Annotated in this window: 21 protein-coding genes; 7 read left to right on the top strand and 14 right to left on the bottom strand. The window is 72.8% G+C overall.

Going from position 1 to position 20,727, the window contains the following annotated elements; all coding sequences use genetic code 11:
- Positions 1-2: 2 nt before the first annotated feature.
- The 6 genes from AB0G08_RS14120 to AB0G08_RS14095 are packed head-to-tail and all read left to right on the top strand — an operon-like array spanning position 3 to position 4,816.
- Positions 3-638, top strand: a complete 636-nt coding sequence (locus tag AB0G08_RS14120; RefSeq protein WP_358087217.1) for a 2OG-Fe(II) oxygenase — start codon at positions 3-5, stop codon at positions 636-638.
- 11 nt (positions 639-649) lie between these two features.
- Positions 650-1,756, top strand: a complete 1,107-nt coding sequence (locus AB0G08_RS14115) for an aminotransferase class I/II-fold pyridoxal phosphate-dependent enzyme (RefSeq protein ID WP_358087162.1) — start codon at positions 650-652, stop codon at positions 1,754-1,756.
- On the top strand, positions 1,756-3,078 hold the full coding sequence (locus AB0G08_RS14110; protein ID WP_358087160.1) for a hypothetical protein: 1,323 nt from the start codon (positions 1,756-1,758) through the stop codon (positions 3,076-3,078). Before AB0G08_RS14115 ends, AB0G08_RS14110 begins: the two co-directional genes overlap by 1 nt.
- The gene (locus AB0G08_RS14105) at positions 3,071-3,673 is read left to right on the top strand and encodes an adenylate kinase (protein WP_358087159.1); all 603 of its coding nucleotides are present in this window, start codon (positions 3,071-3,073) and stop codon (positions 3,671-3,673) included. The genes AB0G08_RS14110 and AB0G08_RS14105 overlap by 8 nt, the downstream gene beginning before the upstream one ends.
- On the top strand, positions 3,670-4,200 hold the full coding sequence (locus AB0G08_RS14100; RefSeq protein ID WP_358087157.1) for a chorismate pyruvate-lyase family protein: 531 nt from the start codon (positions 3,670-3,672) through the stop codon (positions 4,198-4,200). Before AB0G08_RS14105 ends, AB0G08_RS14100 begins: the two co-directional genes overlap by 4 nt.
- A 37-nt stretch (positions 4,201-4,237) precedes the next feature.
- The gene (locus AB0G08_RS14095; RefSeq protein ID WP_358087155.1) at positions 4,238-4,816 is read left to right on the top strand and encodes a class I SAM-dependent methyltransferase; all 579 of its coding nucleotides are present in this window, start codon (positions 4,238-4,240) and stop codon (positions 4,814-4,816) included.
- On the opposite strand, the gene AB0G08_RS14090 is transcribed toward AB0G08_RS14095, so the two are convergent.
- From AB0G08_RS14090 to AB0G08_RS14075, 4 genes are read right to left on the bottom strand one after another with little or no spacing between them, the layout of a single operon-like run.
- Entirely contained in the window at positions 4,802-5,236 is a 435-nt protein-coding gene (locus AB0G08_RS14090; RefSeq protein ID WP_358087153.1) for a nucleoside-diphosphate kinase, read from the bottom strand. The genes AB0G08_RS14095 and AB0G08_RS14090 overlap by 15 nt on opposite strands.
- A 6-nt stretch (positions 5,237-5,242) precedes the next feature.
- Complete coding sequence (locus AB0G08_RS14085) at positions 5,243-6,379, bottom strand: nucleotidyltransferase family protein (RefSeq protein WP_358087151.1); 1,137 nt, start codon at positions 6,377-6,379, stop codon at positions 5,243-5,245.
- Positions 6,380-7,159: a tyrosine-protein phosphatase gene (locus AB0G08_RS14080; RefSeq protein WP_358087149.1), complete on the bottom strand. Its 780-nt coding sequence runs from the start codon at positions 7,157-7,159 to the stop codon at positions 6,380-6,382.
- Positions 7,156-7,866: an HAD family hydrolase gene (locus AB0G08_RS14075; protein ID WP_358087148.1), complete on the bottom strand. Its 711-nt coding sequence runs from the start codon at positions 7,864-7,866 to the stop codon at positions 7,156-7,158. Before AB0G08_RS14075 ends, AB0G08_RS14080 begins: the two co-directional genes overlap by 4 nt.
- Positions 7,867-7,986: 120 nt before the next feature.
- Between AB0G08_RS14075 and AB0G08_RS14070 the strand changes: the two genes are divergently transcribed.
- Positions 7,987-9,270 carry an MFS transporter gene (locus AB0G08_RS14070; protein WP_358087146.1) on the top strand — a complete coding sequence of 428 codons (1,284 nt, stop codon included), beginning with the start codon at positions 7,987-7,989 and terminating at the stop codon, positions 9,268-9,270.
- A 610-nt stretch (positions 9,271-9,880) separates the two neighbouring features.
- Here the strand turns inward: AB0G08_RS14070 and AB0G08_RS14065 are convergent.
- Genes AB0G08_RS14065 through AB0G08_RS14020 form a run of 10 tightly spaced genes read right to left on the bottom strand, consistent with a single transcriptional unit; the run spans position 9,881 to position 20,720 of the window.
- Positions 9,881-10,966, bottom strand: a complete 1,086-nt coding sequence (locus tag AB0G08_RS14065) for a 2-oxo acid dehydrogenase subunit E2 (RefSeq protein WP_358087144.1) — start codon at positions 10,964-10,966, stop codon at positions 9,881-9,883.
- Positions 10,959-11,981, bottom strand: a complete 1,023-nt coding sequence (locus tag AB0G08_RS14060; RefSeq protein WP_358087142.1) for a transketolase C-terminal domain-containing protein — start codon at positions 11,979-11,981, stop codon at positions 10,959-10,961. Before AB0G08_RS14060 ends, AB0G08_RS14065 begins: the two co-directional genes overlap by 8 nt.
- Positions 11,974-12,882, bottom strand: coding sequence for a thiamine pyrophosphate-dependent dehydrogenase E1 component subunit alpha (locus tag AB0G08_RS14055; RefSeq protein ID WP_358087140.1), 909 nt, complete (start codon positions 12,880-12,882; stop codon positions 11,974-11,976). Before AB0G08_RS14055 ends, AB0G08_RS14060 begins: the two co-directional genes overlap by 8 nt.
- On the bottom strand, positions 12,875-14,377 hold the full coding sequence (locus tag AB0G08_RS14050; RefSeq protein WP_358087139.1) for an AMP-binding protein: 1,503 nt from the start codon (positions 14,375-14,377) through the stop codon (positions 12,875-12,877). Before AB0G08_RS14050 ends, AB0G08_RS14055 begins: the two co-directional genes overlap by 8 nt.
- The gene (locus AB0G08_RS14045) at positions 14,374-15,285 is read right to left on the bottom strand and encodes a diiron oxygenase (protein ID WP_358087138.1); all 912 of its coding nucleotides are present in this window, start codon (positions 15,283-15,285) and stop codon (positions 14,374-14,376) included. Before AB0G08_RS14045 ends, AB0G08_RS14050 begins: the two co-directional genes overlap by 4 nt.
- Positions 15,282-15,524: a phosphopantetheine-binding protein gene (locus tag AB0G08_RS14040; RefSeq protein ID WP_357724402.1), complete on the bottom strand. Its 243-nt coding sequence runs from the start codon at positions 15,522-15,524 to the stop codon at positions 15,282-15,284. Before AB0G08_RS14040 ends, AB0G08_RS14045 begins: the two co-directional genes overlap by 4 nt.
- On the bottom strand, positions 15,499-16,434 hold the full coding sequence (locus tag AB0G08_RS14035) for a transglutaminase domain-containing protein (protein ID WP_358087136.1): 936 nt from the start codon (positions 16,432-16,434) through the stop codon (positions 15,499-15,501). Before AB0G08_RS14035 ends, AB0G08_RS14040 begins: the two co-directional genes overlap by 26 nt.
- A complete protein-coding gene (locus AB0G08_RS14030) occupies positions 16,431-18,809 on the bottom strand; it encodes a peptidase domain-containing ABC transporter (protein WP_358087134.1) in 2,379 nt (792 codons plus the stop codon). Before AB0G08_RS14030 ends, AB0G08_RS14035 begins: the two co-directional genes overlap by 4 nt.
- Positions 18,806-19,534: an SDR family oxidoreductase gene (locus AB0G08_RS14025; RefSeq protein ID WP_358087132.1), complete on the bottom strand. Its 729-nt coding sequence runs from the start codon at positions 19,532-19,534 to the stop codon at positions 18,806-18,808. The genes AB0G08_RS14030 and AB0G08_RS14025 overlap by 4 nt, the downstream gene beginning before the upstream one ends.
- On the bottom strand, positions 19,527-20,720 hold the full coding sequence (locus AB0G08_RS14020; RefSeq protein ID WP_358087130.1) for a class I adenylate-forming enzyme family protein: 1,194 nt from the start codon (positions 20,718-20,720) through the stop codon (positions 19,527-19,529). The genes AB0G08_RS14025 and AB0G08_RS14020 overlap by 8 nt, the downstream gene beginning before the upstream one ends.
- Positions 20,721-20,727: the final 7 nt, after the last annotated feature.

Raw genomic sequence — 20,727 nt, 5'->3', positions numbered from 1 at the left:
CCATGCTGTCCGCGGCGGCGTTCACCTCGCGGGCGGTGCGTGACACGCCGTTCCGGTGGGCGTCGCTGGCCCCGACGTTCGCCGATCCGGCTCTCGCGCGCTCGCTCGCCGCGACGTTCCCGGCCGGGCTGCTGGAGTCCGCCGAGCGCACCGACGGCAGCGGCGACAAGCAGTACGTGATGCGGTCGCTGACCGTCATGCGCGACTCCCGGTGGCTCACCGCGCCCGACGACCTGCCGGGGCCGTGGCCCGGGCTCGTCACCGAGCTGGCCGGCGACGCCTACCGCGACGCGGTCGCCCGGATGGTCGACGTCGACCTGTCGTCCTGCCGGGTGGAGATCCGCCTCTGCGCCTACCCGACCGAGGGGTGGCTCTCCGCGCACACCGATCGGCCGGACAAGGTCGTCACCCAGGTCTTCTACCTCAACGAGGAGTGGGACGCCGGGTGGGGCGGCGCACTGCGGCTGCTGTCGTCGGCGAACGAGGACGACGTGCACACCGTCGTGCCGCCGCTGTTGGACACGTCCGTGGTGTTCGTGCGCTCGGACGACTCATGGCACTCGGTGGCCCCGGTGCACCGCGACGTGGCCCACGAGCGCCGCAGCGTACTCGTGCACTTCAGCAGCCCTGAGCCATGAAGGACGACACGGTGAGCACAGCGGACGTGTGGGCCGGGCACCTGCGGCCCGCGGTCGCGGCGCTGCCGCTGCGGATACGCCCGGCCACGGCCGGTTGGCTGAACCTCAAGAGCAACGAACTGCTGCATCCGCGCGTGGACGAGTTGAGCGCCGCGTACCTGCGGGGCTGTGACGCCGAGCTGGTGCGCCGCTACCCCGACCAGCGCGCCCTGCTCACGGCGTTGGCCGCATACCACGGCGTCGACCCCGCCGAGGTGCTGCTCACCGCCGGTTCCGACACCGCCATCGGCCTGCTGGTGCAGGCCGTGGGCACCGTCACCGGACGGCTCGTCGTCGTCGAGCCCGACTACGAGGCGTGGACGGAGCACGGCGCGCTGCACGGGGTGGCGGTGCGGCCCGTCGCGGTCGGCCCCGAGGACGCGGGCTCGGCCGTCGACCTGCTCCTCGACGCCCTGCGCGCCGCGCCGCCGTCGTTGGTGGCGCTGTCCACGCCCAACGGGCACAGCGGCCAGCCGGTCGACGTGACGGAGTTGGACCGGCTGGCCGGCGAGGCGGCCGACGGCGGGCACGTCGTGGTCGTCGACACCTGCTACCACGTGTTCGACCCGGCCGGTACGCGCCTGATCGCCCGGCTGCGCCGGCACCGCAACGTCGTCGTGGTCAACTCGTACTCCAAGGCCTTCGGCCTGGCCGGGGCGCGGCTGGCCGCCGTCGTGGCCGACCCGGGTGTCACGTCGTACCTGCGCCACTGGCGCGCCGACGGCGCGGTGTCGGCGCTGGCCACGGGTCTGCTCGCGGCGCGCCTCGGTGAACTACCCACGATGGCGGGCGTCTGGGCCGACGTGGCCGCCTGGCGGCGGGCCGCCGCGGCCGACATCGAGGCCCGCTGCCCGGGCTGGCGGTGCCCGGACACCGCCGCGAACTTCCTCACCGTCGACACCGGTTCCGAGGCCGCCGCGAGCGCCGCGGTGAGCGCGCTGGCCGGCGAGCGGATCCGGGCCCGGCACCTGGGCGGGGGCCCGCAGTGGCGCACCCGGCTGCGGCTCACCGTGACGCCGCCGCCCGGGCTCGCCCGCGCCGTCGAGATCCTCTCCCACACCGCGGCCCTGGAGGTCTGATGCTCATCGTCGAAGGCGGCCGACCGTTGGCCGGCACCGTGCGGGTCCGTGGCTACAAGCACGCCCTGGTGCAGGTGGTCGCCGCCACCGTGGCCACGCGCGGCCGGCTCGTGCTCGAGAACGTACCGGCGGTCACCGAGGTGGACGTGCTCGCCGAACTGCTCGACGGTCTCGGCGGCGGCATCCACGTCGACGGCACCACCGCGGTGATCGACGCCCGCGACATCGACAACCCCGTCATCCCGCCCGGCCCCAGCGCCCGCATCCACGGCTCGCTGTACCTCGTCCCGGCCGTGCTCGGCGCGCTGGGCGAGGTCGACTTCGCCACGGCCGGGGGCGACCAGATCGGCCCCACCGCCGACGGCGCCCGCCCGGTGGCCCAGATCCGTGAGGTGCTGGAACGCTTCGGCGCCGAGTTCCCGGACCCGGGTCGCCTCCGCGGCTCGTGGCGGCGGCGCCGCCCGGCCGTCATCGACGTACGCGACCACTCCACCGGCGCCGACCGGCTCCTCGGCCCGCGGGTGTCGGGCGCCACCAAGACCGCCATGCTCGCCGGGCTGTGCGCCCCGGGCACCACCGTGATCCACAACCCCGTCCGCAAGGACGCCATGCTGGCGCTGATGGAACACCTGGTCGCGCTCGGCGTCGGGGAGACGCGCCCGGACGGCTCCTGGGCCGTGACCGGCGGCGGGGCGGGCCTCTCTGGGACGTACACGCTGCCGCCGGACATCGCGGAGACGTTCACCTACCTGGCCGCCTCGGTGCACCTGTCGGCGCCGATCACCGTCGCCGGGGTTCCCGCCTCGTTCGCGGCGGCGTTCACCGCCGAGGAGGCCATGCTCGCCCGCATGGGCGTGGCCCTGCGCTGGCGGGACGGAGCCGTCTGCGCCACGGTCGACGGTCAGCTGGCCGGCACCGACGTCGTCGCCGGTCACGAGGACGTCAACACCGACGTGCACCCGTTCTGCACGTTGCTGCTGACGGGCACCCCGGGCGGCGGCAGCATCACCGACGAGGTGTGGACGCACCGGTTCGGCTACCTCGACGCGCTGCGCGAGCTGGGTGCCGACTGCGACGTGCGCGGCAACACCGTACGGGTCGGGCCGGGGCGGCCGCACCGCAGCGGGCGGCGACTGCGGTGCGACGACACCCGCGCCACCGCCGTCGCCGTCCTCGCCGCGCTCGGGGTGGCGGGTCGTACCGAGATCGACGGCGAGGAGCACCTCGACCGCGGCTACTCCGACCTGCCGGCCGCCCTGCGCGGGCTCGGTGCCGAGGTCCACCGGACCGGCGTCCCGACGACGGCGGGTGCGCATGGATGAGGTGAGCGGACGCGGCGCCACGCCGACCACCGTGGACGGGCTCGCCCGGCTGCTCGCCGGCCGGCGCAGGGTCACCATCCTGGGCACTCCGGGCGGGGGCAAGAGCACGCTGGCCCGTGCCCTCGCCGCACGGCTGGACCTGGCCTGCCACCACGTGGACGACCATTTCTGGCAGGCGGGCTGGCGCCCGGCCCACGCCGACGAGCTCGCCGCGCGGATCGCCGCGCTGGCCGCCGGTGAGCGATGGCTCATCGAGGGCAACCACGCCGCCACGGTCGCCGACCGCGCCCGCCGCGCGGACGCCGTCATCATCGTGGACGTGGCCTGGCCGGTGAGCCTGACCCGCATCTCGCGCCGGTCCCTGGCGGCCCGGCGGGGCCGGCCCACCCTGCTACCCGACCGGGTACGCACCGAACGGGAGCCGTGGCGGGCCCGGCTGCTGGTGTGCCGGGCCGCCGTCCGGTTCCGCCGACGTACGCTGCCCGACCTGCTCGACATCCTCGACCGCCATCTCGCCGTCGGCGTGCCCGTGCTGCATCTGCGGCGATCGGTCCCCCGGCAGCGCGCCGGCGAAGTTCTCACGGAGGCCCGATGACCACCAAGCCCCTGGTCGGTGGCCCGACCGCCGCCGAGGAGAGACTGCACCGGATGGTGGTGGCCAGCGACGGCTCCACGACCAGCCTGCTCGAGTCGTACCTCGACGAGCCGCTGCGCGTCGAGGTGCTCCCGCAACGTCCGGCCCGGGCCGGCGAGGCCGCCGCCTGGCCCGAGCAACCGTTGACGCCCGAGCTGCTCGTTCGCTACTCCACCCTCGTCGGAGCGCACACCGGCACCGTGGCCGCGTACGCCCGCTGCCTCATCGCTGTCGACCGGCTGCCCGCCGCGGCACGCGCCGACATCAGCCGCGGCGACGAACTCATCGGCCGGGCCCTGCGCGCCCACCGGGTCGAGCAGCACCGGGAGATCCTCGCCGAGGGCCGGGGGCGGCCCCCCGCGACGCTGACCGGGCCGGAGCACCCCGACCTGCCGTGGCGCACCGTACTGATCGTGGTGGGCGGCGCGCCGGCCATGCTGATCACCGAGTGGTTCCGGCTGTCCGGGCCGGACACCACCGATGGGTGAGCGACCCGGACGCCGGCTGCGCGCACGCGCGCGCCGCGTGGCCGACAGCTGCCTGGACCGGCTGACCGGCATGGCCAGCCGGCACCCCGACGGGGACGACGACGCCCACCCCTACGACGTACGCTACGAGGCGTCGCGGTGGGCGTCCCTGACCCGCGTGGTGCCCTGGTCCACGGTCGGCCGCGGCGACGTCTTCGTGGACTTCGGCTGCGGCAGGGGCCGCGCACTCTACGTCGCGTCGTGGTACCGCTTCGGCGAGGTCATCGGGGTGGAGAAGTCGGCCGACCTCGCCGAGGCCGCCCGGCGCAACCTGGGCCGCGCGCGCGGCCCGGCCCGGCTGCGCCGCGCCCGCGTGGTCACGGCCCGCGTCGAGGACTTCGACATCCCCGACTCGCTCACCGTCGGGTTCCTGTTCAACCCGTTCCACGGGCCGGTCTTCGACGACCTGTGCGCGCGGCTCGCCGACTCCGCGCGTCGGCGCCCGCGCCGGCTGCGCATCGTGTACGCGAACCCGGTCGAGGGCGACCGCCTCGTCGCGCACGGGTTCGAGCCGACCCGTTCGGCCCGCAAGCTCGCCCTGTACGAGTGGCGCCCCGAGGCGTCACGGCCACAGTAACGACGCCGGGCGGAACGAACCGACCGGCCGGCGCGGCTCGCGCCGGCGCAGCAGCCCGGCGAAGACCGTCCGCTCGTGGTCACGTTCGGCGTCGGTCTCCGGGCAGTGCACCACGTTGTGCCGCTCGTCGCCGCCGAGCGTCCGGCGCAGCCGCCGTTTGGTCCGGTGGGCCCGCACGATCGCATCGTCGCCGCGGACGTCGAGTACCGCCATAGGGCCCTCGCAGAGGTACCGCAGGGTCAACGGCCCGTCGGGCTCCTCCAGCTTCTCCGGGTACCAGTGGCGCGCCGCCTCGTCGGTCAGCCACACCCAGCCGACCGGCACCGCCAGCAGCCCGTCCGCCCGCAGCCCGTCCAGGACCGCACCGGTCAGCCCGCGCCGTACGCCGTCGGGCTTGACGAGGACGTGCGTCTCCTGCACGCTCGCTCACACCAGCGATCGGGACGCGGGCAGCGACGCGTCGCCGGCCCGGTCGAACAACCGCTGCGGGAACGGCTGTTCCCAGGCCATCGGCTCCGGCAGGTCCCACTGCCCGAACCGGGACAGCAGCTGCTCCGCGTCCGGGCAGCGGCCCCGCAGCTCGGCCAGCGCCTGCGCGTCGACCACCGCCGGGAACAGCAGCGCCAGGTGGGCGAGGCCGTAGTACACCGGCGCCACCAGACCCGCCTCGGTCACCCGGGTGACCAGCCCCGGCCAGGACACCCGGTCGCGGTTGGCCGCCAGGTACTCCGCGACATCGACGTACTTGAGCAGCCGTCGGTGCTTGCCCGCGTGCATGAACCGCAGTGCCGTCGAGTTCTTGTAGATGTGCGAGCACAGGTCGATGACCGTGTCCTCGACGTCCATCACGTACGCCGGGGCGCCCACCAGTTCCTGCCGGGTGGCCCGTTCCAGCACCGGCCCGACGGGGATGTCGAACTCCTTGCCGGGCAACGCCAGCGACACGTTGACGTCGATGGACACCACCGGCCGGGCGGTGTCGCCGGTGTGCCGGTTCAGCTTCGGCAGGTCGCTGCCGTACAGGTGCCAGAACAGCCGTTCCCGGCGGCTCAGCGGGCGGGTCTCCCCCGCGGCCCGGCCCCCCTCGGCGTAGCCCAGCTCGGTGAGCACCCCGAGCAGCTCCGCCACCCGGCCGCGGTCCACGAGCACGTCCAGGTCACCCATCGGGCGCAGCGCCGGATCGCGGTAGACCCGGTAGGCCAGGTACCCGCCCTTGCGTACCACGACCGGCACGCCGGCCGCGTCCGCCGCGGTGAGCACGGCGGCGAGCGCCTCCGCCATCACCTCGTTGCGCCGACCGGTGTAGAAGTGGATCGCGCGCAGCGCGGACAACACCGCCGGGTCGAACTCCGGCAGCGCCTCCCTCGCCGTCAGGGCCCGCACCTGGGGACTCAGCAGCGCCGCGACGCGGTGCTGGTTGGCCTGATCCAGGAACGTCGCCCAGGGGAAGCGTGGCCCCCCGGCGCGCACCAGTTCGCGGGCTCGCGCCTGCCGCTCCTCGGTCACGTCCTGCCCGGCAAGCAACAGGATCAGCTCGTACCCCGGATCCAAAACCGTGATCACCTACTTCTCGTCGCTCGTGTCGTCGGCGGGCGGGCGGGCGGTGAGCGCCTGCCCGACCGCGGCCAGGTCGTCCGCGACGATGCCGAACCGACCCAGCAGGGCCGCCGCGCCGCCGTGGCGCTGCTCCACCTCGTCCAACACGTGCCGGATCGTCGACGGCACCGTGTGCACCCGCCGGGCGAAGTCCGCCTGCGGTCGACCCACCAGGTCCCACACCGCCGGCCCCGGTCCCGGGCGCAGCCGCCGCGCGGTCAGCGCGTAGTCCCCGGCGATCCGGTCGGCCGGCGCGCCGAGCGCGGCCAGCAGCAACGCGACCACCATGCCCGTCCGGTCCTTGCCGAGGGTGCAGCCGATCTGCGCGGGCAACCGTCCGGGTTCGGCGAGCAGCCGCACCACGTCCGCGGTCACGGCGGCGGTCGGCTCCAGCAGGGCGGCGTACACCCGCACGTAGTCGCTCGGCTGCGGCGGTCCGCTGGGGAACGGCGCGGCCCCCCGCACCGGCAGACGGACCCACCGCACACCGTGCCCCAACGCCTGTGGGCAGGCAGGGTGTGCCGCCACCTCGTCGTCGCCACGCAGGTCCACCAGCGTCCGGAAGGCGAACCCGGCGGGGGGTGCCGGCCGCTCGGGCCACCACGTCGTCGGCACCGGGCCCCGGTAGAGCCGGCCGGGCGCGACCGTCCCCCACCGGGTCGGCATCCCCGCCAGGTCGCGGGTGTTGACCGTCGGCGCGTCGACCAGCCACACCGAGCGCGCGGCGCCGGCCGCCCCGGCCGTCATCGGGCCGACCAGGCGTCGATGAAGCGCAGCGCCTCCTCGGCGGAGCCCGCGACGCAGTCGGGGCCGGACTCGGCGGTCGCCGGCCGCGCCCAGGTCACCAGCACCGTCGCCATGCCCACGGCACCACCGCCGCCGACGTCCTCATGGATCCGGTCGCCGAGCATCACCGCGTCGGCCGGGGCGACCCCGAGCGATTCGGCGGCGGCGACGAACATGTCCGGGTGCGGCTTGCGCCGGTGACCGGCCGAGGAGAGGATCACCGAGTCCACCAGTGGGGTGATGCCGAGGTCGTCGAGCAGCGAACCCATGAGTGGCGGCGGGGTCGGCGTGTTGGACACGACCGCCACCGGCAACCGACGCTCGCGCAGGCCACGCAGTAGCCGCTCGCCGTCGGGCAGCAACCGCTGGAACCGGTGGAAGTGCCGGTGACTGGCGGCCAGGAAGGCATCGGCCTCGTCGAGGCTGACGTCCTCGCCGGTGAGCTCACCGAGGGCCCGACGCGCCAGGGCCACCAGATCCTGTTCGTGTTCCCGCCGCGTGCCGCCCTCGCCGACCGCGCGCCGCAACCACAGCATGATCCGCGTCGGGGACGCCCGGCCCGACCGGCCGACCGCCTCCAGGCCGATGCGGAACCCCTCGGTGCTGGCGGCGAGCGTGATGTCGTCGACGATCAGCACATCGCCGAGATCGACGAGAACCGCCTTCACACGTGCTCCCCACGACCGTCCCGACCGACGCCCGCCCGCAGGGAGCCATCGCGGGAGAATGATCGCATGATCGACAACCGCCACGCAATCGCTGACCAGCGCATCCTCTAGCCTGGTCGCGTGCCACTGTCGATCCCCCTCGGCGCGCTCGCCGAACACGACTTCCGCCGGTACTTCGTCGGGCAACTCTCCACCCAACTGGGCAACCGGATCGCGCCGCTCGCGCTCGCGTTCGCCGCACTCTCCCTGCCGGGCGCCGACGCCGCCACGCTCGGCCTCCTCCTGGCTGCCCAGATCGTCCCGCAGGTGCTGCTCCTGCTGCTCGGCGGCGTGGTCGCCGACCGGTTCGACCGGCGCGCCATCATGATCGTGGCGGATCTGACCCAGTTCGCCACGCAACTGGCCACCGCGGTCCTGTTCCTCACCGGCGCGGGAACGATCTGGCACATCGTGCTGCTGCAGTTCGCCTTCGGCACGGCCAGTGCGTTCTTCAACCCCGCGTCGACCGGCCTGGTCAAGCAGATGGTGTCGGCGGAGCGGTTGCAGCAGGCCAACTCGCTCCTCGGTCTGACCAAGAGCCTCACGGGCGTGGTGGGGCCCGCCATCGCCGCGGCGCTCTTCGCCGTCGCGCCCGCGGCGTACGGGCTGCTGGTCAACGCCGCCACCTTCCTGGTCAGCGCCGCGATGCTCAGCCTGATCCGGGCCGTCCGGGGCCGGGCGGCGCTGTCGACGACGATCCGCGCCGACCTGGCCGAGGGGTGGCGGGAGTTCCGCAGCCGCCGCTGGCTCTGGGTCCTCGTCGCCGACGCCAGCCTCTACGCCGGCGGGGTCGCCGCCGCGTTCGCCGTCGTCGGCCCCGTCGTCAGCGAACACAGCCTGGGGGGCGCGTCCGCGTGGGCGCTGGTGCTCACCGCCCGCAGCATCGGCGCGGTCGTCGCCGGGCTGCTGCTGCTGCGCTGGCGTCCCGCCCGGCCCATGCTCACCGGCCGCCTGCTGCTGCTGGCCGATGTGCCGTTCCTGCTGTGCCTGGCGCTGCCGACGCCGGTGTGGTCACTGGCCGTCCTGGCGACTGCCAGCGGCGCCATGCAGAGCGGGTTCGGCATCCTCTGGCGCACCGCCATGCAGACCCACGTGCCCGACCGGGTCCTCTCCCGGGTCGCGTCCTACGACTGGCTCGGCTCGCTGGCGGTGGCCCCGGTGGGCCTGGTCGCCGTGGGCCTGTTGAGCGAGCACGCCGGCGCCCGCGCCACCCTGCTCGGCGTCGTGGCACTGCACCTGGCCACCACGATCGTCGTGGTACGCGTCCGCGACGTGCGCGCCCTCACCTCGACGCCGCCGGAAGCCGACGTCGACGGCACCGGCCAGGACGGTGCGGACAGCCGGACGACCGCCGCACGCCGCTGACGCCGCGTAGCCACCCGCTGTTCCCCCTGTCACCGCCCCGAACGCCGCAGCCCGCACGGGGTCGGCCCGTGGCTGCGCCGGCCGCGCCCCAGGGTCACCCGCACAACTGACGGAGGCGCTTGAGCGAAGCCGCTCAAGCGCCTCCTACCGCCTGCCGGAATTACTGGCAGGCCATCGGGCCGCCGACAACGTCGTCCAGCTCGTCGTCGGCCATCTCACGGATGTCGACAGCCTCGAAAGAAACCTCGGTCATGTTGATTCACCTCTTCCCGCATCATCGGTATTTCTTTCACCCGACCGGTCGATCGGGCAACCATGGCGGCGGGCACAACCTCGCCGGCTTCCCTATGGAGCGAAAAAACCGTTACGGCTTGCAGCCAATCGGGCCGCCGACGACGTCGTCCCGCTCGTCGTCGGCCATCTCCCGCATGTCGACAGCCTCGAAATAACCCTCGGTCATGTTGGCTCACCTCTTCCCGCATCGACCGGTCAATCTCCGCCCGACCGGTCGATCGGTCAACCATCGCGGCTGGAGGCCATAGGATACCCCCGAAAGGCCCGCAAGCCGATGCCGTGTCGACCGCATTCATTCGGCACCTGACAGTAACCATCAACCCGACTCCAGGTCGGCTTTGACGGCGCGCAGGAACGCCACCGCGGAGCGGCCGTTGACAAATCGGTGGTCGTATGCCAGGCCGAGATGGAAATAGTCACTGGTCGTGACCGAACCATCATTCTGAAGCACCAACTCGCGCTGCATGGAGGCAAGCGAAACCGCGCACGTGTGTTCCGGGAAGACGATCGGCCGCGCGTGCACGACGTCCGCCTCCGTATGTATCGTGAGCGCGATGTTCGACCCGGCCAGGTCCGCTTCGGCGAATTCCCCGCGCGCCGCGGCCCGGCGGAACCGCAGCAGGTCGGCTGCGACGTCCCGCAGCGGCCGGGTGTCGGCGTCGACGACGACCGGCAGATAGAGGCCCTTCCCGACGTCGATCGTGACCCCGACGTGCGCTCCCGGCCGCACCGTCGCCGCCCGATCGCCCTCCGCTCGCGCGAAGCACAGCGGGAACTGCGCCCGACGCGCCGCGGTCGCCTTGACGACCAGCTCCGGCACGCCGACGAAGCCGATGGCTGCCGCCTCGTCGCGCAGGCGCTGCTTGAGCCTGTCGGCGACCACCTTCACGACCGTGTAGGCGGTGGGGATCTCGCGATGCGAGGTGGACACCGTACGGGCGACCCGTCGCTGGACGGCGGACAGGCTCACCCGCTCGGCCGTGTCCGGCGGCTCCTGCCCGGCGACGAGCTGCTCGATGTCCGACCGCGCGATGAGCGGCTTGCCGAGCGACCGGACGGCCGCCTCCGTCACCCCCTTCTCGGCCATCAGCCGCCGGGCCGGCTCGGTGATGGTGACGGTGACGGTGGTCGGATCCGGATCGACGGTCTGCGGTGCCGGCGACGGGCGGTCGTCCGCGCCGACGGTCGCCACCACCTCCCCCGGACGGCAGGTCGAGGGTGCGGGCATCCGCTGCCACAGCAGGCCGGCGTCGTCCGTGACGAGTTCGTGCGCAGCCTTGGAGGTCTCCACCAGAGCCACTGCGGTGCCCGCCTCGACCGGCGCCCCGTCACCGACCAGCCACTCGGTCAGCGTGTACTCCTCGTCGGTCGCGTTGAGCCGCGGCAGCCGGATGTCACCCACCGACGACCGCCGTCACCGTGGCGCGGATGTCGTCCTCCTGGACCAGCACCGCACGCTCCAGGTGAGGTGCGGCGGGGATGGTGCGCGCCGGCGCGTGCAGCAGCCGGACGGGCTGGGACAGCACCTCCCACATCTGCTGGTGGATGGTGTGGGCCACCTCGGCCCCCCACGTGCCGCCGGCCGCCGCGTCCTCGACGACCACCACCCGTCCGGCTGCGGCGACCAGCGGAGCCAGCGGCGCGGGGTCGAACGGGTAGAGCCGTGACGGCACCACGGCCCGTACCGCGATCTCGTCGTTCAGATAGGCGCCGCGCATCGCGCCGAGCACCCTGTCGGTGAGGCCGCCCGGTGCGATGACCACGACGTCCACCTGGTCGACCCCGCGCACGCCCAGCTCCGCGAAGTCGCAGGCGCCACCGATCCGCGCGCACTGGAACAGCTCGTCTCCGGCCGCCGCGCCGAACCGCCGCCGGCCGTAGAGGACCTTGTCCTCGAAATACAGCGCGGGAACCGCCGCGTCGAGGATCCGGGCCAGCGTGGCGTGCCCGTCGTGCACCGGGCTCATCTCGTGTACGGCGAGGTTGGGGACGCCGATGAAGTGCTTCTGCAGGCTCTGGCTGTGGGTGGGCCCGTATCCGCGGTTGCCCCCCGTCGGGCACCGGACGACCAGCGGCATCCGCACCGGCCGGCCGTACATCGTGACCACCTTGCTGGCGAGGTTGACGATCTGGTCGAAGCACAACGTGGCGAAGTCGGAGAACATCACCTCGACCACCGCCTCCCGGCCGCGCAGGGCCAGGCCGACCGCGAAGCCCACGATCGCCTGCTCGCTGATCGGGGTGCTGAGCACCCGCTCGGGGTGGTCGGTGGAGAGCCGGCGGGTGACGCCGAAGGCGCCACCGTACGGGTCGGCGACGTCCTCGCCGATCAGGTGGAGGTCCGGTCGCTCCGCGAGCAGGGTCGCCAGGGCGCGGTTGAGGTTCTCCCCGACCCGCTCCACGGTCTGGTCAGCCATGGCCGGCGCCGATCAACGGCCGGGAGAGTACCGACTCGACCACGGTGCGGATCCTCTCGGTCGCCGCCGCGTCGAGCCGGTCGACCTGCTCCGGGAACGCCGCCCGGTACCGGGGGTACCAGTCCCGCCCGGCGACGGCGTCGAGCTCCGCCGACGTGCGGGTGTCGTCGCCCTTGCTGTGCGGCCCGAGCCGTACCGTGTCGAACTCGACCACCAGCGGAGAGCCGTCGTGGCGTACGGCGGCGACGAGCGGTCCCAGGGTGGCCCGGATCGCTTCGACGTCGACACCGGTCACCCTGACGTGCCGGATGCCGAAGGCGGCACACCGGTCGGCGACGCTACCGGCCATCTGCGCCGACGTGGGCGTCGACTGGGCGATCCCGTTGTGCTCGACGACGACGACCATCGGTGTCCGCCAGAGCGCGGCGAGGTTGAGCGCCTCGTACACCACCCCCTCGCCCCAGGTGCCGTCCCCGACGTACACCACCGAGATCGAGGTCGTGCCGGTGCGCCGCATGTCGAAGGCGGCGCCCACCGCGACCGGCACCAGTTGCCCCTGGACACCGGTGGACATGAAGCCGGGGCGGTGGATGTGCTGTGACCCGCCCATCCCGCCGCACAACGCGCCCTCCCGACCCGCGAGCTCGGCGAGCAGGCCCGCCGGATCGTCGTACCGTGCCAGGTAGTGTCCGTGCCCCCGGTGGTTGCTGAACACCTCGTCGTCGCGACGCAGCAGGGACTCGAGTGCGACCGGGATGTACTCCTGGCCCAGACACGTGTGGCTGGTGCCCTTGATCAGTCCGCGGCCGAGCAGGTCGAGGACCGCGTACTCGAAGCGCCGGATGGAGAGCATCGCCCCGATCGCGGCGTCGGCCAACGGACGCAGCTGGCTCTCACGCATGCGCGACCTGTCCGCCGGCCATGAGGTCCCGGGCCCGCGCGGCGAGCACCGTACGGTCGATCTTGCCGTTCGCCGTGTGCGGGAACGCGTCGACGTCGCGGCACAGCAGCGGCACCATGTAGCCCGGCAGGATCGCGGAGATCGGGCGGCGGATGTCCACGCCCGGGGTGCCGACGTAGAACACCGCGAGTTCCGTCCGCCCGGCCGCCTCGAACGCCACCGCCACGGCCCGTTCCACACCGGGCAACTGCCCGACGTGCCACTCCAGCTCGTCCAGCTCGACCCGGTAGCCGCGGACCTTCACCTGCCGGTCCATCCGGCCGAGGTAGACGAGCTCGCCGCCGGCGAGCTGCCGGACCCGGTCGCCGGTGCGGTACCAGCGCACCGCGTCGCCGTCGTGGAAGCGACCCTGGTCGTCGGCGGGGTCGAGATACCCGGGGAACATCTGCTGCCCGGTCACGCACAGCTCGCCCTCGCTGCCGTCGACGCCGTCCTCGGCGATCCGGTACCGCAGATGCGGGTACGGCGCGCCGATGGGGACGACTCCGTGCACGGCGAGGTCGGCCGACTCGGCGGACAGCCGGTGCGCGGAACAGGCGATGGTCAGCTCGGTCGGGCCGTACAGGTTCTCCACCAGCGATCCCGACGCCGCCCGCTGCCATTCCTGGGCATCCGTCACGCGCAGCGCCTCACCGCAGAACAGGCTCCACCGCAGCGTCGGCATCGAGCCGGGAGTCAGCCCGCCCCGGCGCCGCACCAGGGCGATGGCGCTGGGCACGGAGAACCAGAAAGTCACGCGCTCGCTGGCCAGGAACTCCGGCAGCGCGGTGAACACCTGCGGCGGCGTGGACAACACGGTCGCACCCGCACCCCAGGCCACGAACAGGTCGAACATCGCCAGGTCGAAGGTCTGGTCGAAGGTCTGCGAGCAGACGTCGCCCGGGCCGAGGTCGTAACGGCCGAGGGTGTACCGCAGGAAGCTGTCCATGTTGGCGTGCGTGATCGGCGCGCCCTTGGGCTGGCCGGTGGAGCCGGAGGTGAACAGCACGTACGCCGCGTCCGCGTACCCGGCCCGGGGCAGGACGTCCAGCGGCGTCGCGGCCTGCGTCGCGATCCGGAGGTCGGGCAGGGCCGCCGTGAGGTGCGGGAGCGTCGCCGCCGCCGACCGGTCGGCGATCAGCGTGTCGACTCCGGCCAGCACCGCCATCCGGCAGGTACGCGCGGCGGGGAAGCCCGGGCTGAGCGGCACCGCCGTCGCGCCGGCGTAGAGCGTGGCGAGGAGCCCGGCGTACGACTCGATGCTGCGCACCGCGAGGATGCCGACGGTTCGCGCCCCGCACCCGGTCAGCCCGCCCGCCCAGCGCCGAGCCACCTGGTCCAGTTCCGCGTACGTCCACTCCTGCCGACCGATCCGCAGCGCGACGCGGTCCGGCGCCACCGCCAGCCCGGCCAGGAACCACTCGTGCAGGAGGCGTTGCGGCAGCTGACCGGTCACCAGGCGACCATGTCTTCCGTGAAGAGCCCCATCCGGTCGAAGAACCGGCTGGTCTTGTGCATGACGGTCCGGTGGAACTCCTGACGGTACGGGTCGTCGAGCAGTTCGGAGCGGATCTGCTTCGCCCCGGGGAGGGCGGCGTCCGCGTACACCGCCGGGTGGTAGAACGCGCGTAGGCAGGAGCTGACATAGCGCGACAGATATGTCGCGGCCCTCGACAATTCCTCCGGCGTCGCGCTCTGCGTCGCCTCCTCGTACAGCGCCCGCATCATCTGCCGGCCGAACGCGATGTGTCGCGACTCGTCCTGGTGATGGACGGCGTTGATCCGCTGCGCGATCTCGGGCAGCCGGGTGTCGGTCGCCATCTTCGCGTTGTAGTAGTCGCACAACTCCTCGGCGACGAGGATGCGACCGAAGATCATGACGTCACGAATGGCGGGATTGCCCTCGACGGCGTTCCCGGCGACGCGTTTCGTCTTGTATACCTTCCCCCCGTACCGGTTGCAGAACTGGGCGAAGAACCACATGTGTTCATTCTCTTCGTGAATGAAGTCGTGGAAGAACTCCGAAAGTCCCGGGTACCGCGTGTCATATATCCGCCCGGCCACCTCGCCGATCAGCTCGCGGATGAGATGGACGTTGAGACTGAAGAAGTTCACCGCCTCGGCCTGGGTCAGGCGCATCCGCTCGGCGTCCGAGAGCCGGTCCCACACCGCGGTGCCGTAACACGTCGTCAATTCCGGGCTCATCCAGAACTGGTCGGCCGGTAGCTCGGCCGGCCAGTCGAAGATGTCGAAGACGTGGTAGCGCTGGTCCCGTGACTGGTCGCTCAACCTGGCGGCCACCGTGGCGAGTCGCGCCCAGCTCTGCGGCAGGGTTCCGTGCCCCTGATCGACGGTGCCGGTCACATGAGGCTCCTGACCGCTTGCCAGATGGTGCCCGGGGTCGCGAACACTTCCGGCTGCAGCAACTCGGGTGGGAATTCGATGTCGAACTCGGTCTCCAGATTGACGATCAACTCGACCACTTCCAGCGAGTCGACCCCCAGCTCGGTCAGGCCCTGGTCGGGGTCCAGGGGCGCGTCGGCACCGAGCAGCCGACTGCGCTGCCGGATGAGCGGTTCAAAGGCGGGTGGCCAGTCCACCATTTCGCCCTCCTGTGTCGCGGTAGGTTGGAAATTTCGCCTGGATCGGCTGACCGGCGTGGGCCACGAGGTCGCGGCGTTCGGCTCCGACGCGGCCGAGGATGGCGCCGAGCGAACGGTTCCGGTGCCATTGCGGCCCGGCCACCCCCCACTGCCGCAGGACGTCCAGCAGCACCGGGTCGACAGGAACCCAGACCCCGTCGACAAGGAACTCCGCCCACGAGTGCGACGCCGAGATCGGTGGGGTCAGGGATCTGCCGTACGAGAACCGGGCGGTCAGTCCCCGGCTGCCGGCCTCCTCGACCAGCAGGTGGGCCACGCCGATACAGTCGCCGATGCCGGTGTCTCGGACGAAGCCGCTGGCTTCGCGCAACGTCTCCGGCAGCCAGAGGAACCGGATGTGCCGGGTCTCCGCCAGCAGGTCGAGCAGCGCGGCCGGCAGTTCCGGCCAGGTACGTGGCCGGTCGAACGTCACCGAGTGCAGGACGCCGCCAGCCGCCGGCGCGGCCGTTTCGTGCCAGTCGTCCTCCGGTACCGCCAGGCGGTACCGGCATGGTTCGTCGTGCCCGGGATCCGGGCACCGCGCCGCGTAGTCCATCCGGTAGCGGGCGTCGGCGCCAGGGCGCTCCAGCTCACGGAACCACCAGGACAGGACCTTCCGCCCGCGCGAGCGGGGGTCCAGATGTGTCGTGACGTTGCGCAGGTCGGTGGCGTCGAACAGGGGGCCGTCCGCGCCGGGCGCCGAGGGCAGGCCGGCGGCGACGAGGGTGTCGACGCCCGGCCCGTCGAGCTGGTACTCGGCGGCGGCCGTGGCGCCGTCCACCTCGAACCGCCGGTGGGCGTCCGGCACCTGGAGGATCAGCGGCAGCAGGGCGTCGAGCGCTTGGCGATCGAGCCACGGCGTCGCGGTCACGACGCCACCCCCGCCAGCCGACGGTACGGGCCGTCCTCGGCCATCAGGTCCTCGTGCCGGCCGCGCTGGACGAGCCTGCCGTCGCTCATCACGAGGATCTGGTCGGCGGCCTCGGGGTGGGAGAGCCGGTGGGCGATGACCACCAGGGTGCGCCCCGTTCCGCGCAGGTTGGCCATGATCCGGTCCTCGGTGAGCCGGTCGAGGGCGCTGGTCGCCTCGTCGAGGATCAGCAGCTCGGAGTTGCGGAGCAGGGCCCGGGCCAGCGAGAGGCGTTGGATCTGTCCGCCGGACAGGCCCGCCCCGGAACTGCCGAGGAGCGTCTCGTACCGCATCGGCATCGCGTCGATGTCGTCGTGGACCTCGGCCAACCGGGCAGCGGCGATGACGTCCTCGAGGGAGGATTCCGGCCGGCCGAGCGCGATGTTCTCCCGGATGGTCCCGGCGAACAACCGGGCGTCCTGCCGGACGTACGCCATCGACCGCCGCGCGGCCGGCCGATCGAGCTGCTCCATCGGCGTGCCGTCGAGGGACACCGTGCCGGCGGTGGGCAGGTAGAGCCCCGCCAGCAGCATGGCGAGGGTCGACTTGCCGGAGCCGGACTCACCGAGGATGAGGGTGAACTGCCCGGGCGCGATCTGTGCGTCGATGTCCACGAGCGTCGGCGATCGCGCACCGGGGTAGGCGAACCGCACGCCGTCGAGCGCGATGGCGCCGGTGACCCGGGACGGCACCACCGCGTCCGGCCCGGCCTCCGGTCGCGCGTCCAGGATGTCGGCGAGCCGGCTCAACGTGGCGCGCAGGCCGGCGACCTCCAGGCCGGTCTGCACGAGGCTCGCCAGCGGTACGAACATTCCCACGGCCAGGGCAGAGAAGCCGACCACCCGGGACAGGGAGATCTCGCCGCGTTCGAGCAGGATCAGACCGACGGCGAGCACGGTGAGCGGGGCGAGGAACTGGATCGCGCTGCTGGCGGCCTCGCACAGGCCGAGGAACCGCCGGCTGCGGGTTCTGGCGTTCACCTCGGCGGCGAAGCTGTGGCTCCAGTTCTCCGCCGCGGCGCCCTCCAGCCCGGAGGCCTTCAGCGTCGGCACGCTGTCCAGCAACTGGAACAGCTCGGTGTGGCTCTTCGCCTGCGCCTCCAACAACGCCGCGGTCAGGTACTCCTGCTTCCGCCAGCTGAACGCGAGCAGAGCGAGCTGAGCGACGGCGAGGGTGAGCACCAGCGCGCCGAGACGCAGGTCCGCGATGACGATGAGCCCGCCGTACACCAGTACCAGCACCCCGTCGAGCACGGCCGACAGCGCGGATCCCGTCAGGATCTGGCGGACGGTGTTGCTGGTGCGGACCCGCATGGAGAGGTCACCGGTGTGGCGTTGGGCGAAGTAGTCGAACGGCAGGGAGACAAGGTGGTGGATCGCTCCCAGCGTCACCGACTTGTCGGCGAGGGTCTGGATGGACAGCAGGGCCATCCGGCGCACGGCCTGCATCCAGAAGTACATCGCGAACAGCGCGATCGCCGCCCCGACGAGCAGCCAGGCGCTGACCGGCTCGCCGGGCTGGCTCGCCTGCTGCACGACGTAGGAGGAGGCGGCCGGCACCGCCAGGCCACACAGGGTCAGCGCGACCGAGGTCAGCGCGAGGGGAAGCCAGGCGGCCGTACGCGGAAAGAACCTCGACAGGTACGGCAGGCGGCTCGCGCCGAGGTGCCGGCTGTCGGACCTTCGCCGCGTCGTCGTGGCGCCGACCGGTGGATGGAACTCCAGCGCCACGCCGGTGAACGCCTTGCCGGCCTCGGCCAGGCTGACCTTGCGTCGCCCGAAGGCCGGGTCGACGATGTACAGGTGGCTGTCGGTCACCCGCTCCAACACGACGAAGTGCACGAAGTTCCAGAAGAGGATGGTCGCCGGCGGCAGGTTGCGCAGCCCGTCGATGGAGACCCGGACTCCGCGGGCGACCAGGCCGCGCCGCCGCGCGGCGCCGAGCATCGCGCGGGCGGCGACCCCGTCCCGGCCTGTGTTGGTCTCGGTGCGCAGGACGTCGAGGGGAACGGGTTGGCCGAAGTAGGCGAGGACCATCGCCAGCGCGGCGGCCCCGCACTCGCTCATCTGCGACTGGAGCACGACCGGCACCCGGTTGCGCGAGACCCGCAGCGCGGCCCGCACGTTGCGCCACCGCAGGCCGCGCAACGCGGCCAGGCCGGGCAGCGCCCGCCAGCTCAGCTCCACCGCGTCCCCGGCGTCCCGGTTGACGCCGTGGTGACGCAACGCCTCGCGCCGGAAGCGTTGCCGTCGGTTGGTGAACTCCGTCGGTGGGCTGGTCGCCTCCGCCGGCGCGGGGGCCTGTTCCGCCTGCCCGGCCCTGTCCAGCGTGCTCATCCGGCGCTGCCCGCGTCGACCCGGAGCACCTGCGCGGTGATGGCCTCCGCGGCGGGTGAGAGCAGGAACTCCACCGACCGCGCCACGTCGGCGGTGGTGGCGGCCCGGTCGAGCATGTTGCGCCGGCCGATCGCGGCGCGCAGGCCGTCGTCGATCGACGCGGTCATGTCGGTGTCGATGAATCCCGGGGCGACGCAGTTGACCGTGATGCCCCGGCTGCCGACCTCGGCCGCGAGCACCCTGGAGAACCCTTCGAGAGCACACTTCGTCGCCGTGTACGCGCCGAGTCCGCGGAAGGTCCGGTGGGCCGCGATCGAGGTGATGTTGACGATGCGTCCCCCACTGCGGTACATCGCCTTGACCGCCGCCTGACACAGGGACATCGGGACCTCGACGTTGAGCTGCCACATCCGGCTCGCGTCCGATCGTGCGGCGGCCACGTGCAGGGCCGCGCTCGCCACCCCGGCGTTGTTGACCAGACCGTGGAGATCGGCGCACTCCCGCAGCCGGTTGGCCACCGCGATCCGATCGTCGCCGCGGGTGAGATCGGCGGCGACGAACGTCAGCGGATCACCGACGGCCTCCCGCAGGTCCGCGAACTCGCGGGAGACGGTCCGCGACACGGCGACCACCCGGTATCCGGCGGTGAGCAGCTGACGGGTGACCGCCAGCCCGATCCCCCGCGAACCGCCGGTGACGAACACCGTTCCGAGCGCCTCACTCACCGCGGGCCGCCTTCCCGGACAACGCCATCGGGATCTCGTCGACGACGGTGACGCGGCGCGGCTGTTCCGCCGGGGCCAGTACGCGGCGGGCATGGGCCCTGACCCGCTGGACGACCAGGTCACGGTCGGTTCCCGGCAGCGTGACGATGTCGGCGCCGACGACGGCGCCGAGCACGCTGCTGCGCACCGGGTAGACCCGGGCCGCGACGACCTCCGGGTGTTCCTGCAGGAGCCGGGCCACGTGGCCGGGCACGACCTTCACCCCACCCACGTTGATGACCTCGCCGCGTCGCCCGAGGACGTGCAGTCGTCCGTCGCGGACGACGGCCGCGTCCCCGGTCGGCAGGTACGGTGCGCCGGGAGCCGACGACACCAGCAGTTCGCCGTCACGTACGGCCAGGGCCTTACCGGTCTGCCCGTACCCGTCGAGGACGGAGAGCGGCAGGCCCGGAAGCCCGTCGGTGACGGTGGCGATCCGGCCCAGTTCGGTGCTGGCGTAGATCTGCAGGACGCGCTGCGGCGCGAACGCCGACTCGATCAGCTGAAGCAGGTGCGCGTCGACCGGTTCGCCGCCCATCGAGACGGTGTGCACCCGCGGTCGGGCGGCGTCGGTCCCCCGGTGCAGCGCCGCCATCCGCCAGAACGACGGGGTACCGGCGACGACGTCGTAGCGCGCGCCCGTCCCGACGGCCAGGTCGGTGGGCGTGAGGAAGTCGACGCGGCCGGCCCTTCCCAACGCCTGGCTCACGGCCTGCACGCCGGCGTAGGTGAAGGGTGCGTATCCGATCCCCCACCGCTCGTCGCCGTGCGCGGTGTCCCAGTCGACGCCGCGGCTCAGGTCCTGCCAGGGCCAGTAGGTCGGCTTCGGGGTACCGGTGGTGCCCGACGAGAAGATCCACAGTCCTCCCGGCCTTCCGCCGGAGCCCTGGTCGGCATGCCCGGTGGGCCGGATCCGCCCGGTCGTGACGTCCAGCACGGCCTGCGGCCGCAGGTCCGCCAGCGCCGACGCGGCGGTGGTCGGACCCACCACGACGACGGACGCGTCGAGCGGGCGGAGCGCGCGCAGCGCGACCACCAGGTCCGGCCCGGCCGTCACCTCGACCGCGAGGTGGCGCAGGCCGGTCGCCGCGACCGCGTCTCGCAGCCGGGCGATCCGCTGCCCCGACAGGTCGTCACTCGTAGCCACCGGCACA

Source organism: Micromonospora sp. NPDC023644 (genome assembly GCF_040640115.1).
In the GTDB taxonomy this organism is placed as follows: domain Bacteria; phylum Actinomycetota; class Actinomycetes; order Mycobacteriales; family Micromonosporaceae; genus Micromonospora.
Note: the sequence above shows the minus strand (reverse complement) of the source record. Positions and strands in the feature narration are given on the sequence as shown.